We start from the raw sequence: 13,033 nt of genomic DNA on the forward strand, positions 1-13,033 counted from the left end.
CTCCTCTATCTGGCAATTTTTTTTAATTTATGCATCTAATTGGCCTATTTTTACGTCTTGATCTAGAAAGAAGTAAGGGTGCAGAGATTGTTCACTCGCCTAATGGGGGACTCACGCCAAATTTTCCTCTAGACGCCGTAGGTAGTAGGTTGTGTTCATCACGTACTATAACGGTAGAGTGGCTGCGCGAGTCCTGACCTCTTAATTGCTCATGCTCACTTTTGAGTCCAGCTAAGATCAAGTTTGGCTGAGTTTCGCCTAGCCATCGCATCCCAGTACGTTTATGAAACCGCTTGACTTTCTGAAAAAGTTGCCGACTCCAGCACGGATGGTGTTTCGACCCATGCTGATGATGTCTCTCGTGCTGCATGGCGTAGTCCTAATGCTACCTATATCGTTGGACATCAAAAAGTCTGAACCTCCCAAAAAAGAGGAAACCGTCAAGATTACAAAGTTACCTCTTGCTGCCAAATCCTCTTCGCAGATTTCTCCTCAATCTTCCCTAAAAACGACTCTTCAACTTACCCCTCAGGAACGTCAGGTCAATCTTCGCCCAACTTTTCAGGAACGTCAGGTCAATTCTCCCAAAATTACGGTTACTCCTCCGGTACGCCAGATCAATTCTTCTCCAAGGCAGCCGATTAATCAGAAGTTAGTTAACTCTGATACCTCTGAGACAAAAAAGCTACAGGAAAACTCTCCAACGTCACAAGAGTCAACTCAAAAATCACAAGACCCAGCCCAAAAATCACAAGAACCAACTCAAACGTCCCAAGAGTCAACTCAAAAATCACAAAATTCAACTCAAAACTTGCAAGAGTCAACTCAAACGTCACAAGACTCCACTCAAGAGCCTACTGTAGCCCAAAAAATCATCAGTTTTTTTGCCACCTTTCCTCGTTATCCAGGAGCTGAAAAAGGTTCGGGTGGTGTATTACGGCCTGAGTTTGACGATGCCACTTACATATTTCATACAGAAGATAATTTAGCCAGCGTAGCTTCTAAATTTGAGAAAGAACTCCTGCCGACTGAAAACTTTACTCGCCCCAAACCTATTAGTGACGAGGCTAATTTTAAAACTTATGAAGTCTCTAATTCTACAGGCAGTGAAACAAACTATCTTTATTTAATATTTAAAGATAACAAAACAGCTATTTATTTAGAAAAAGAAAATTACACTCTTGCCCAATTAATCAAGGAGCAAACAGAAGAGAGAAAAAATCAACTGCTGGGGGGATTTATTCTGGCTGGTATTGAACAAATTAAGCCCCAGTATAAGCTCGACAATTTTAACCCAGCCAATGATTTTGATCGACTTGAGGAGAAGGAGAAATTCAAAGCTCAAAAGTTTGATTTAAAAAAGGCGAAAAAAACAACAGCAGATAATCCAATATCTGAAGAAAAACTGATTTCTAGTCTGGAAGATCAACTCAAACTTTTTAATTTTGATTCCTTGTCACTAGAAGGTAAATATGGGACAAGTACTGTTTACAAAGCAAAGCAGGGTACATCTGCAACTTATCTAGTCTTAGCTCCGGCAAAAGATGATCAGGGTAAGCCTATCACAGTGATTATCTTATCTGAAGAAAAGCCGAGTTAGCGAAGAAAAATTTCATCCACCCTCAATAGCTAAAGAAACGCGATCGCCTCCCACATCCCGCATTTCTCCTAATAGCTGAATAACTTGTTCGTAGGGCACTTTACTATCCGCTTTGAGTAATACCGCACCTTGGGGATTTTGAGTTACATACACTTTCATTTGCTCAAACAACTGCTCTTTACCCACAGGTTGGTTACCCAGAAAAATTTTCCCTTGTTCCTTGAACTCTGCGATTAAGGGTTCTGGTAAGTTTTGCTGAGCAGCACCCGCCTCACCGCTTGGTAACTGCACATCCACACCTTCCTGGGTAGTCAACATCATGGAAGTCATCACAAAAAATGCCAGGACTCCCATCATGACGTTGAGCATTGGGATAAGGTCAATTGTCGGTATTCCTGAGCTTTGTCGCTGGCTTTTAAATCGCATGACCGAGAATGAAAATTTTGATTTTTGTTGGCTTAACTGCGTTCGATGGATAGAGAGACTCGACTGCCGCCAATTTTACTCATTTCTTTTAAGAGTTTTACCACCTCTTCATAAGCTAATTCACGGTCTGCCTTTAAAATCACAGTTCCCTCTGGATTTTGAGCGAGGTAGGCTTGCATCTTTTCTGATAGCTGAGCAACACTGGCTACTTGACTATCGAGTAAGATTTCACCTTGGCGATTCAGTCCAATGACTAGAGATTCCGTGGCTTTCTGCTCACTCTCACCTGCTCCAGCACCGGCTATACCGGGTAGATTAATCGTTCCTAACCTCTGACCTGTTAGGGTCATGGATGTAATGATAAAAAACGTCAAAACAGACATCATCACATCCATCATTGGCACCAGATTGACCTCTGGTATTGAAGAGCTTTGTTGCTGATTTTTAAACCGCATTTTTCACTTAACCTTCAGTATTTTTCTGAAGAAGAAGAAAACGTATCATTAACGTAGGCAGTCGAGGGAGGCAAGGCAGGGTTTGAGTTGACTGTAGAGGGTTCGTACCAAACTTGGCGATAAATCAGTTCTAGTTCACTACCCACTTCAGCAAAGTAATCGATTTGCCGGGATTGTAATGTTACTAATATTCGGAAAACGAGTAAGGCAATAATCGCCACAATCATACCTGCCGCCGTAGTAATCAATGCCTCACCGATACCGGCGGCAACTCTTGAGGCTTCGGCGGTTGTACCCCCACCGCCAATTTTGAGGTTGTTGAACGTACCAATTAGACCGGTTACCGTTCCCAGTAATCCTAATAGAGGAGCCATCGCAACAATGGTTTCTAGAAGCTTGTCTCCTTTTCGCATTTGCACGAATTCCTTATCACCTGCGGCTTCCATGGCTAGACGAAAGGTTTCGGGTGTGGGTTGCCGGAGCTTCAAAGGGGCATACAGAAAGCGACCGATCGGTAAATGACGAGCATAATCAGCGGCTTCGGCGGCTTTTTGCAGGTCATAACGAGCCGCATCTAGGACATCACGCACGATGCGATCTTCTTGGCTCAAAAGCCTGAACCAAAACCAGACTCTTTCTAGAGCACAAGATATGGTGAAGATGGACAACGCCAAAATCGGCCACATCACTGGGCCGCCTTGGAGGAACAAATCAAATACGCGGGTCATAAGGTCAAGAAGATGGCGAATAAGCAGATAGTGGCGATTTCCTTGTTAGCATACCGGACATTGTAGGGCAACTGGTTAAGTGACAGTAAGCAAGCAGCAAAGTAAGGGTTAAGGAAGTTAAGGACGTAAACTCAATCCTTAAGTGCGGCAGCGCTTGCCTTTTCTTGATTGATACATGATACGTTGGCTTATCAAGTGTTTTTCACCTAAAACACTATCCGAAGAGTGAAGCGCTTAGACTACAGGAGTAAGGGGTTAAGAGACTGCGATCGTTATTTGATATCCCTTCCCCTTTTTTTCTATCTTGAATGTGCTACAAGACTGTATAAACTTCACCAAGTTATCACCCAACTTTAACTCTTTAATAATTGCAGAAACAGGTTTGCCGTATTGCTTGTGAAATTCACTCCCTAAAATTTCAAGAGGTATTTTATTCTGTGGCGATTTAGCTACTAAAGATTTCAGTATATTGAATAAATACCGTTCCAATTCATTGGATGACTTGATTTCACACAAAGACGATTGAGAGAGTATGACTTGAGCATTGCTTCCACTATTTTCAATAGTAAAACTTGTACATGATTTTAAGAATTTAGTTAAATTACTTCCAAGTTTTAGCTTTTTTGTAATTGAATTGGCTGATTCACCAGAAACTGTCTTTAGCATTGAACCCAGTTTTGATATCGGGATTTTACCCCCTGGAAAATCAGCTTTTGTTGATTCAATGACCTTAATAATTACTTGTTCAAGTTCTTGCTTAGAATTAATCTTATTAATCGCTAAATTAATATTTGTTTTAGCTGAATCAGCTTCTTCTAGACCTGCTTTTTTAAGACTAGATAATGGGGCTTGGTCTTCAGAATCCAAACTAACTTCAGCTAATGTTTTAGATGCCAATCTAAGTTCTGATTGTTTATAAGAATGATTAATGTCTCGGACATCAATAGAAGAAGCATCAAACAAGTTGATATAAATTTCTGACTTATCGGAAACTTGATGAATGCTAAAAATAGCAGGATTATCAATAAAAATATCCCTGGCTCTTTTACCAGGTAAATGATGAGAGACAACTTGACTAATAGATATTTGAGATGTTTCTTGAAATAAACTAGAGATTTGAGATAGCCTTATCCAATGATTATTTGTTCGTTTTTGCTCCGATTGGATTAACACTTTCAACTGATTAACGAAATCCTCTAAAGAGGGAATTACTCGTATAGGTTCGAGGTAATGGGTTTGCGTTTGATGGGTTTGGGTATTAAGAATGTTGATTATATTACCTTGTTGTCGAATTTGATACACGTTCAATCCGTGAGTTTGCAGGGTGTTGCAAAGGTGTGTTAAAACACCATCAGACGAGCAGACTAAAACCTCTCTGGCTGTTGGGTAATGCACAAAAATTGACGAACCAACCGTAGCCATTTTCACATCAGCACTATCCTTGGCAGCAGGTACATGAATCAATTCGTAACCGCGATTGTGAAATTCAACATCTTGCTTGCCCATGTTGCGCCAGTTGGCAAAGGCAATTTTAATTTGAATAGGGTAATTACAAATGCCTTCTAAAAATTTTTCAGTATTGGCATTGATTTGTAAATTTTCAGCATCAAGCAGCAAGATAGCAATTCCGTTAGAAAACTGGTTTGATTTTTCCGCTATAGGTGATGATAATGGCTCATTTGCCTGTGCGGTATTCTCACAAACGATAGGATTAGACTCGGCTAATTGCTGAATTACAGGACAAAGTTTGCTAATCAAGTTACTGAAATGAGGTAACTCAAAGTAGTTGGGAATCAGCAAAATCTCTAGAAATTTCTGCACCTTCCGAATTAAGAGTTCCTGGTCTTGAGTATTGCTGATTCCTGCTTCCAGCTTTACCCGCAAGGTAGACCGATGGCGGGTATCATGCCAAGGAATCGTTCTGTATTTTTCCTTCAAAAATTCAGGCTGCTGCTGCTGGATTTCCAGGATAGCTTGATAGACACAAAAACTAATTTTGTGAATCACAGCAGAATCATTAGCTGGTGTCACGTTGGTGTTATCTGACATGGGTGTCCCCAGTAAGTGATGGTGAGGCGACTAGCCCCCGAAGTTTTCAGGAGGCGATCTTACTGTTTCAGATTCCCATCATAATAGAAATAGAAATGGCTTCATATTTCTTAATTCATCACTATGGCAAGAGACCTGCGGGGATTCATCAAACAGTTGGAAGAACGGGGGCAATTGCGCCGAATTAAGGCTTTAGTTGACCCAGATTTGGAAATTGCCGAGATTTCTAACCGAATGCTGGCTGCCGGTGGCCCTGGCTTGCTGTTTGAGAACGTGAAAGGGTCATCCTTTCCGGTAGCGGTGAATCTGATGGGTACCGAGGAACGGGTGTGCTGGGCGATGAACATGGAACATCCCCAGGAATTAGAAGTACTGGGGAAGAAGCTGGGAATGTTGCAACAGCCGAAGCCACCGAAGAAGATTTCCCAGGCTGTGGAGTTTGGTAAAGTTTTGTTTGATGTGGTGAAAGCCAAGCCAGGACGAGACTTTTTCCCAGCTTGTCAGCAGGTGGTACTTGAAGGAGATGCCCTAGATTTAACCCAAATACCGCTGATTCGCCCTTATCCAGATGATGCTGGCAAGATTATCACCCTGGGATTGGTGATTACGAAAGATTGTGAAACGGGTACCCCGAATGTGGGGGTTTATCGGCTACAGCTACAATCCCGGAACACGATGACGGTGCACTGGCTATCGGTGCGGGGGGGGGCGAGGCACCTGAGGAAAGCGGCGGAACAGGGGAAGAAGTTAGAAATTGCGATCGCCCTCGGTGTCGATCCCTTAATCATCATGGCAGCCGCCACTCCCATCCCCGTTGAACTTTCCGAATGGCTTTTTGCCGGACTTTATGGCGGTTCGGGTGTAAAGCTAGCCAAATGCAAGACAGTGGATTTAGAAGTGCCAGCCGATTCCGAATTTGTGTTAGAAGGGACGATTACACCAGGGGAAGTGTTACCCGATGGCCCTTTTGGGGACCACATGGGTTATTACGGTGGGGTGGAAGATTCGCCCTTGATTCGCTTCCAGTGCATGACGCACCGCAACGATCCGATTTATATGACGACGTTTAGTGGGCGTCCACCCAAGGAAGAGGCGATGATGGCGATCGCACTCAACCGCATTTACACCCCGATTCTGCGGCAACAAGTCACAGAAATCGTGGACTTCTTCCTACCCATGGAAGCCCTCAGCTACAAAGCCGCTATTATTTCCATTGATAAAGCCTACCCCGGTCAAGCGCGACGGGCGGCATTGGCCTTCTGGAGCGCATTGCCACAATTTACTTATACCAAGTTTGTGATTGTTGTGGATAAAACCATTAATATTCGCGATCCCCGTCAAGTGGTGTGGGCAATTAGTTCCAAAGTTGATCCGGTACGGGATGTGTTTATTTTGCCAAATACGCCTTTTGATAGTTTGGACTTTGCCAGCGAGAAGATAGGGTTGGGAGGACGTATGGGCATTGATGCGACCACTAAAATACCTCCAGAAACCGAGCATGAATGGGGTGAACCGTTGGAATCCGACCCAGATGTAGCTGCGATGGTGGACAGGCGTTGGGTAGAGTATGGATTGGCTGATTTGCAGCTAGGGGAAGTTAACCCCAATTTATTCGGCTACGATATCCGTTGATAGTGATAAAAGGGGCAAAGTTAGCAGCCTTACAGCCCTTTCGAGAAGCGGCAATCGTTTCTGTTTATAACCAAGTAGGGCAAACTGAATACATTTCCTGGAATGGTAACGATTGAGAGGTTGTATGGAGACAAAGAGACGGCAAGGGTTTCGATGGGCTTTACAGCAGAAAGGTTCAGTCGTTCCAGTCGTTTTTAAGCAGGTACTTTTGTGTGGATTGTTCGGTTTTTTTATTTCCAGTGTGCACAATCTTCGCAATTTAGGATTTTCTCTATCCGTCCCACTTTGGGCAGGAGTCATTCCGACGATTGTGATCGCTTTATTGTTAGCTATCCGAACCCAAACCGCTTATGAGAGATTTTTAGAAGGTCGTAAAAGCTGGGGGAATTTAACAAATACAGTACGAAATCAAGCTCGTCAAGTTTGGGTGGCGGTTAGAGAAATTGAACCAGCCGATCGCGCCAAAAAACTAGAAACTATTCGCTTATTGGTTGCCTTTGTCGTTGCCACTAAATTACATCTTAGGGGCGAAACTGTAAACAGTGAATTAGAATATTTGCTTTCCACGGAGCGCTGTTTAGAGTTGAAAAACCTAACGAATCCACCGCTGCAAATTTCATTTTGGATTGGAAATTATTTTCAGGAACAGTACTCTCGAAAAAGCATCAATAGTACTCAACTAGCAGCCATGCATAAGTTGTTGGATCGGATGGTGAATAATTTAGGAGCCTGTGAACGGGTGATCAAAACTCCAGTACCGCTAGCCGACGCACTTCACCTGAGAGAGTTAGTGTTGATTTATTGCTTTTCATTGCCCTTCCAAATGGTTGGTGCTTTCTTCTGGTTGACTGGGCCGATTGTGGCGTTGATTAGTTTTGCCTTGTTAGGGCTTGAAGAAATCAACCGTGAAATGGAAAATCCTTTCGGCTACGATGACAATGATTTGCCTTTGGATTTAAACTGTGACATTATGTTACATAATATTGAAGATTTAATATCTCAGGAACTGAGTCCAGACCATTGGGAGTTGACCTCAGTAAATTAGCAGTTTAAACGACAATTTAAAGTAAGATAAATAGCTCTTAATTTGTGAAGGCAACTTTCTCTATTTTAAATTTGTAATGCTCACGTAATCAAATAAATCAAACTAATGGGGATTTACCTCAAGGCAGTGGCAAGAACAAGGCAACGCTAAGGTACGGGTTGGTAATCTTGTAGATGTGGAGGTTAACCCCAATGGGTTTGGGTGCGATAGATAGAAAAGCCAATAAATCTAAGCCAATACCACTCCAGGATACAGATTGGAAGAAACGACACTGGTTTCGAGTGGCTTTACGGCTGCAAGGGTCTGTTATTTTTGCTATTCTTCCACGAGTAATATTGTGCAGTACCTTTGGTTTTTTAATTACAGGATTCCATGAACTAGGATTTTCTTTATCCTGGCCTGCACTGAGCGGTGTTGTTCCGAGTATTGTCTTAGGATTACTATTAGTTTTTCGGACAAATACGGCTTACGAACGATTTTGGGAAGGGCGTAAACTTTGGGGAACGTTAGTCAATACGGTTCGTAACTTAGCTCGTCAAATTTGGGCAGCGATCGCAGAAAATAAGCCACAAGATAGAACGGCAAAAGTAGAAACACTACGATTATTAATCGCTTTTGCAGTGGCGACTAAGTTACATCTACGGGGAGAGCGGTTGAACAATGAGTTAGAACCCTTAATGTCAGCCGAAAGGTATCAAATACTCCAAACCATGAATCATCCACCCTTGGAAATTGCCTTTTGGATTGGAGATTATTTGCAAAAACAGCATGAACGCGGTTGTCTTAATACATATCAACTCAGTGCTATGCTGAAATTGCTCGATACAATGGTGGATGTTTTAGGGAGTTGTGAACGAATCTTAAAAACACCTATACCCTTAGCGTATTCGATTCATTTAAAGCAATTGTTATTGCTTTATTGCCTCTCACTCCCTTTCCCAATGGTCAATGATTTACACTGGTGGACGGCGGTAGTGGTAGGTTTAATTAGTTTTGCTGTCTTTGGAATTGAAGAGATTGGAATTGAGATTGAGAATCCCTTTGGTTATGACGCGAATGATTTACCTTTAGATACGATTTGTGCCACCATGGAGCGCAATATTGAAGATTTAATTACACTGGCTCCTTGTGTGAGGCATTGGAAAACACATCGGTGAAATAGCGCGATCACAAATTCCACCCCAAGCTATATCTCTTAGCCCCCTCCTCGCTAGCGAGGAGGGGGAACATGAATCTTGAGTCATGGCTGGTCAACCACTTTGATTTTGAATGGTTCAGCCCATGACCGACGGCGATGCGGGCGGGTGGGAATGGTGTCGCTCATGACCTACTCCTTCAATCGTATACTTCAAGGAGATACTACTGTTTTAGATTAAAAAATCTGTTCACAGCGATCGCTCTATTCCATAAAATGTGATTGCTACTTTCCTGTTGTCTGGTATTGGTGAATACTGGTTGGAGATGATCACTCCAATCGCCGCCTGTTCAAGCGATTTTTACTACCAACAAAATAACGACTGAGGACAAACTTATGGAGCCTGTAACAAAAGATTATGGACTATCACTCCTCCCACCCTTCCAGTGTTTCATGGGTCAGTGGGAAGGCTTATGTAAAACCTTTGGCCTTGATGGAAATTTTCTGGAAGCCTCAGCCGTCCACGCCAATATCTACTGGATTACTCCTAAAATCTGGCATTTCCATGAACACTTTGAAAACCTTTATGGGTATGGTGAAGCTGTCTTTCATAGTGATATTAAAGTGACTGGAAAGACCTGCTATGCAGAAGACGCACAGCTTAAACTTCACGGAACTGAATTAATTCCCTACAACTACATCTTCAAGGTTGAGAGTACCGTCTCTCAATCTGTAATCTTTAACAACCACTACTTCATCGACCCTAATAATCGCCGGATAATAACTCATAAGTTACGCGACGGCGAAAGCTATATTTTTCAAATCCAGGATTTTGTGAGAGTGGCCTAGTTACAGCAAAAGGCAGAAGGCAAAGGGCAGAAAATTTATTACTAGTACATCATTAATTTTGCCGTTAAATCTGTTTCATTTTGACACTTTACTTGCTCTCAAATGGGGAGTCTTAATTAATAACTCCCCATTTCTAAAAGACTCTAACGTGAGATTGCGGCTGCTTGTCTCAGTTTCGGGTAGTGTTTTTGTCTATCCTTGGGTAGAGGAGCCGCCATCAGCAAAACCTTCTCTAAAAGCCAAGGCGCAATCCTGCTGCACCATACGGCTAAATGACTTTGCCATCCCACCAAGATTTCCGGCGTGTCCTTACGTAGTCCGGTAATCAAAGCTTGTGCGACTTGCTGAGTCGTCATCGGTACAACCCAGCGAAACAACTGTAAGTCTCGCACCATGTCCGTATCCGTCAGAGTTGGCAGCAAAGCCACCACCCGAATATTGTATTCAGCGAGTTCACCGCGCAAAGCTTGGGTAAATCCTAAAATCGCAGACTTGGTTGCGGAATAAGTTGCCATTGTGGGCGCGGCTATTTTGCCCATCAGGCTAGAAACGTTAACGATTGTCCCTTCCTCTTGTGCTGCCATGCGTCGGGCAACCAAACGGGTGATCGTGTACATTCCCATTAAATTCGTCGCGATTTCTTCCTGCATTTTGGGCAGGGGTGAGCGTAAAAAGGGCGATTGGTGGGCAACTCCAGCACAGTTAACGAGTAGATGAATCGGGCTATAATTTCGCCAAGCCTGTGCGATCGCAATATTCACTTCCACCGCCTGACTCAGATCCAACGCCAAGATCACGACTTCTACGCCTAGCGCCTCGATTTGTGTCGCCACTTCCGTTAAGCGCTGGTGATCGCGTGCCACCAGTAATAGGCGTTTTGCGCCTTGTTGCGCTAATTCAATGGCGATCGCTCGTCCAATTCCACGCGAAGCCCCGGTAATCAGGGCTGTTTTGCCTTGAATGTTCATAAATTAAAACCTTTGGATGTTGGAGTTCTTTTGAGTTTTGCAGTTAACGTCTCACCACGCCGTGCAGCCGTGTTGATCGCAAAGATGGAAACACATGAAGCAACTAACTCATTGGCAATGAGACGAACAGGGATAGGTAATGTCGGTATGAGTTGGACTCAACCTTTAAGAGCCAGACATTCCTCAGGGATGAATGTAGGGAACACTTATGTCTTGCAGGCAAAGTGAGAGAAATGTCCTCTGCGTGAGACTTCTGTAAAGTTTGAGGCTGACTCGCAACAGACACGGATATTGCCAGTCAGTGACATGATGGAGTTGTCCTACCCGTAGTCAAATAATCCACAGCGATATCTCTAAGCCGTCTTTTAGGAAAGGTTGTGTAGAGCCGTCCAAGAAATATCGTTAACCCATTGTGGAGTCAGTGAATCGGTGAAAAGACAAAATTGACATAGAGCATAAATGGTACATCTCCTAGAATCGAGAATTGACCAGAAGCAACACATAATGCACACGTTAGCAACTTCTCTTGTAAACCCGCAACATTTTTTAATAAAAACTGCTTAATGCTTGTTCACAAAACAGCGATCCCTATTAATGAAGCTGCAAATTGTCTGCCTGTAAGGGTTTTAGCTTCTGCCCAATAGGAGGGGTGCTGGTTGGCAGGAGATAGCGCACCGATGGAGTTGATTTACATCACAGCATAATCTTGAAGAGTTCTTTTACAGTGCGATCGCTTTTACCCTATTAAGTAATAATACTTACTCCATGAGGGAAAAATCCATGAGCGCAATTTATAAGGTGGGTTAGGCGTAGTGGTAAACCACCAAAGGTTTCGAGACGGTGTGTTTGCGATTGGATAACGTACCTGACGAATGTCTTCTGTGCTCTTATGAGAGGAGAGGGATGAGGCAGTGACGAACTCTCATATTTGATGGCACAAGGGAATCCTTTTGTGCTCATTTTGTGCTCATTAAGCAGAACTGCCACTTTCTCCCTTGATCACCGCTGCACCAATTAAATGAGCCAAACGCAATGCCTCCGGCACATTTCCACAGTCCGTCAGGCGTTTTAGTACCGAAAACGTTACCTGCGGACAAGCACCATACACCTGGAAGAAAAATGGCGGGTGAGCGTGAATTGTTCCGGCGCGATACAGCCGCTCTAAACGTTTCTCTGGCTCTGGTAAACGACGAATCGCTTGTTCTATCGCCGTCAAGTTAGGCATCCGTCGCATGACGGCTACACAGGGGAGTTTGAGTTGCTCGGAAAGCTTGGGTAAGTCAATAACATTAAAGCCGCCAAAGGCAATACCATCCAGCAGCAAAATATGGAGTTGAGGGAGAAATTTTCGTCCTAACAATAAGCTTAAAATGACATCTGTCGCATTCCAACCATCCTGCTCGACTTGTCCCCAAACCATCCCCTCAAAGCGAGTACCCGCACAAACAATACCTGCAACAGATACATTCCCACCCGTGTTACGGACAAAGGGGGCATCATCGAAGCCAATGACGCGAATCACACGATTCAGTCGGATCAGAGCGTCAAGTTCCATTAACTTATAACTCTATTCTAAATTTATTTCTTAGGTTGGTATAGGATTCAATGGCAGTATAACCGTAACCGTTGTTCCTACACCCACTTCACTTTCTAAAGTTATTTGACCCCCAAGTAAGTCTACACATTTTTTGGCGATCGCAAGCCCTAACCCCGTCCCCTGAATTGTGCCTGCATTGCTGGCTCGATAGAAGGTTTCAAACACTCTTTCTCGATCTTCAGGCGGAATACCGATACCTTCATCCTGAATCCGAAAAATAGCCTGACCTTGTTGAGACACTAAGTCTACGCGAATTTTCTTACCTTGAGGAGAATCTTTGACTGCAAGGGACTGCCACAATTCTCTTGATATCAGTTGGTCATTAGGGTGAACGTAATTTAGAAAGGGGTGTGGTCAAAAGGGACGCTTGGAGCGATCGCATCTACCAACAGCTTTTGACCACACCCGCTGATGATGGAAAGGTAAAAATTAATGTTCTATTAGTTTTATGCCAATATCCAGATAAAGCTGTGAGGCTGTCAAATTAGCCGATAATGACTTTTCATAAACAACAAGAAAGCATCCCTAATCGGTCAAGCCTTTAATCCC

13 protein-coding genes are annotated in these 13,033 nt (G+C 43.4%); 6 read left to right on the plus strand and 7 right to left on the minus strand.

Annotated elements, in window-relative coordinates:
- Positions 1 to 811: 811 nt before the first annotated feature.
- Positions 812 to 1,600, plus strand: coding sequence for a hypothetical protein (locus MIC7113_RS36710; protein ID WP_155898062.1), 789 nt, complete (start codon positions 812 to 814; stop codon positions 1,598 to 1,600).
- Positions 1,601 to 1,612: 12 nt separating this feature from the next.
- Here the strand turns inward: MIC7113_RS36710 and MIC7113_RS20530 are convergent, their stop codons facing one another.
- The 4 genes from MIC7113_RS20530 to MIC7113_RS33645 all read right to left on the minus strand — a co-directional run bounded on the left by MIC7113_RS20530 (position 1,613) and on the right by MIC7113_RS33645 (position 5,258).
- Positions 1,613 to 2,026 (minus strand): ExbD/TolR family protein, encoded by a 414-nt coding sequence (locus MIC7113_RS20530; protein ID WP_015184102.1) that lies wholly within the window; start codon positions 2,024 to 2,026, stop codon positions 1,613 to 1,615.
- A gap of 32 nt (positions 2,027 to 2,058) precedes the next feature.
- Entirely contained in the window at positions 2,059 to 2,481 is a 423-nt protein-coding gene (locus tag MIC7113_RS20535) for an ExbD/TolR family protein (protein WP_015184103.1), read from the minus strand.
- 14 nt (positions 2,482 to 2,495) lie between these two features.
- Positions 2,496 to 3,209, minus strand: coding sequence for a MotA/TolQ/ExbB proton channel family protein (locus tag MIC7113_RS20540; RefSeq protein ID WP_015184104.1), 714 nt, complete (start codon positions 3,207 to 3,209; stop codon positions 2,496 to 2,498).
- Between the two features lie 255 nt (positions 3,210 to 3,464).
- Complete coding sequence (locus MIC7113_RS33645) at positions 3,465 to 5,258, minus strand: NYN domain-containing protein (protein ID WP_015184105.1); 1,794 nt, start codon at positions 5,256 to 5,258, stop codon at positions 3,465 to 3,467.
- A 123-nt stretch (positions 5,259 to 5,381) separates the two neighbouring features.
- On the opposite strand from MIC7113_RS33645, the gene MIC7113_RS20550 reads away from it, so the two are divergent.
- From MIC7113_RS20550 to MIC7113_RS20565, 4 genes are all read left to right on the plus strand, one after another.
- Positions 5,382 to 6,890 carry a UbiD family decarboxylase gene (locus MIC7113_RS20550; protein WP_015184106.1) on the plus strand — a complete coding sequence of 503 codons (1,509 nt, stop codon included), beginning with the start codon at positions 5,382 to 5,384 and terminating at the stop codon, positions 6,888 to 6,890.
- A 124-nt stretch (positions 6,891 to 7,014) separates the two neighbouring features.
- On the plus strand, positions 7,015 to 7,935 hold the full coding sequence (locus MIC7113_RS20555) for a bestrophin family protein (RefSeq protein WP_015184107.1): 921 nt from the start codon (positions 7,015 to 7,017) through the stop codon (positions 7,933 to 7,935).
- A 173-nt stretch (positions 7,936 to 8,108) separates the two neighbouring features.
- Positions 8,109 to 9,092: a bestrophin family protein gene (locus MIC7113_RS20560; RefSeq protein WP_226883479.1), complete on the plus strand. Its 984-nt coding sequence runs from the start codon at positions 8,109 to 8,111 to the stop codon at positions 9,090 to 9,092.
- Positions 9,093 to 9,466: 374 nt separating this feature from the next.
- Positions 9,467 to 9,919 (plus strand): hypothetical protein, encoded by a 453-nt coding sequence (locus tag MIC7113_RS20565; RefSeq protein WP_015184109.1) that lies wholly within the window; start codon positions 9,467 to 9,469, stop codon positions 9,917 to 9,919.
- A 143-nt stretch (positions 9,920 to 10,062) separates the two neighbouring features.
- Here MIC7113_RS20565 and MIC7113_RS20570 read toward each other — a convergent pair whose 3' ends face one another.
- From MIC7113_RS20570 to MIC7113_RS20580, 3 genes are all read right to left on the minus strand, one after another.
- Positions 10,063 to 10,887 (minus strand): SDR family NAD(P)-dependent oxidoreductase, encoded by an 825-nt coding sequence (locus MIC7113_RS20570; RefSeq protein WP_015184110.1) that lies wholly within the window; start codon positions 10,885 to 10,887, stop codon positions 10,063 to 10,065.
- 970 nt (positions 10,888 to 11,857) lie between these two features.
- Entirely contained in the window at positions 11,858 to 12,442 is a 585-nt protein-coding gene (locus tag MIC7113_RS20575; protein ID WP_015184111.1) for an endonuclease dU, read from the minus strand.
- Between the two features lie 30 nt (positions 12,443 to 12,472).
- The gene (locus tag MIC7113_RS20580) at positions 12,473 to 12,784 is read right to left on the minus strand and encodes a sensor histidine kinase (protein WP_015184112.1); all 312 of its coding nucleotides are present in this window, start codon (positions 12,782 to 12,784) and stop codon (positions 12,473 to 12,475) included.
- Positions 12,785 to 12,834: 50 nt separating this feature from the next.
- Between MIC7113_RS20580 and MIC7113_RS37740 the strand changes: the two genes are divergently transcribed.
- Positions 12,835 to 12,972, plus strand: coding sequence for a hypothetical protein (locus MIC7113_RS37740; protein WP_155898064.1), 138 nt, complete (start codon positions 12,835 to 12,837; stop codon positions 12,970 to 12,972).
- The last annotated feature ends 61 nt before the right edge of the window (positions 12,973 to 13,033 follow it).

Origin of the sequence: Allocoleopsis franciscana PCC 7113, from assembly GCF_000317515.1 — a bacterium.
In the GTDB taxonomy this organism is placed as follows: Bacteria; Cyanobacteriota; Cyanobacteriia; order Cyanobacteriales; family Coleofasciculaceae; genus Allocoleopsis; species Allocoleopsis franciscana.

Coding starts and splice junctions, on each gene's coding strand:
- MIC7113_RS20575 (WP_015184111.1), bottom strand. CDS start 12,442: ATGGAACTTGACGCTCTGATCCGACTGAATCGTGTGATTCGCGTCATT.
- MIC7113_RS20570 (WP_015184110.1), bottom strand. CDS start 10,887: ATGAACATTCAAGGCAAAACAGCCCTGATTACCGGGGCTTCGCGTGGA.
- MIC7113_RS20560 (WP_226883479.1), top strand. CDS start 8,109: ATGTGGAGGTTAACCCCAATGGGTTTGGGTGCGATAGATAGAAAAGCC.
- MIC7113_RS20530 (WP_015184102.1), bottom strand. CDS start 2,026: ATGCGATTTAAAAGCCAGCGACAAAGCTCAGGAATACCGACAATTGAC.
- MIC7113_RS20540 (WP_015184104.1), bottom strand. CDS start 3,209: ATGACCCGCGTATTTGATTTGTTCCTCCAAGGCGGCCCAGTGATGTGG.
- MIC7113_RS20565 (WP_015184109.1), top strand. CDS start 9,467: ATGGAGCCTGTAACAAAAGATTATGGACTATCACTCCTCCCACCCTTC.
- MIC7113_RS33645 (WP_015184105.1), bottom strand. CDS start 5,258: ATGTCAGATAACACCAACGTGACACCAGCTAATGATTCTGCTGTGATT.
- MIC7113_RS20550 (WP_015184106.1), top strand. CDS start 5,382: ATGGCAAGAGACCTGCGGGGATTCATCAAACAGTTGGAAGAACGGGGG.
- MIC7113_RS20535 (WP_015184103.1), bottom strand. CDS start 2,481: ATGCGGTTTAAAAATCAGCAACAAAGCTCTTCAATACCAGAGGTCAAT.
- MIC7113_RS20555 (WP_015184107.1), top strand. CDS start 7,015: ATGGAGACAAAGAGACGGCAAGGGTTTCGATGGGCTTTACAGCAGAAA.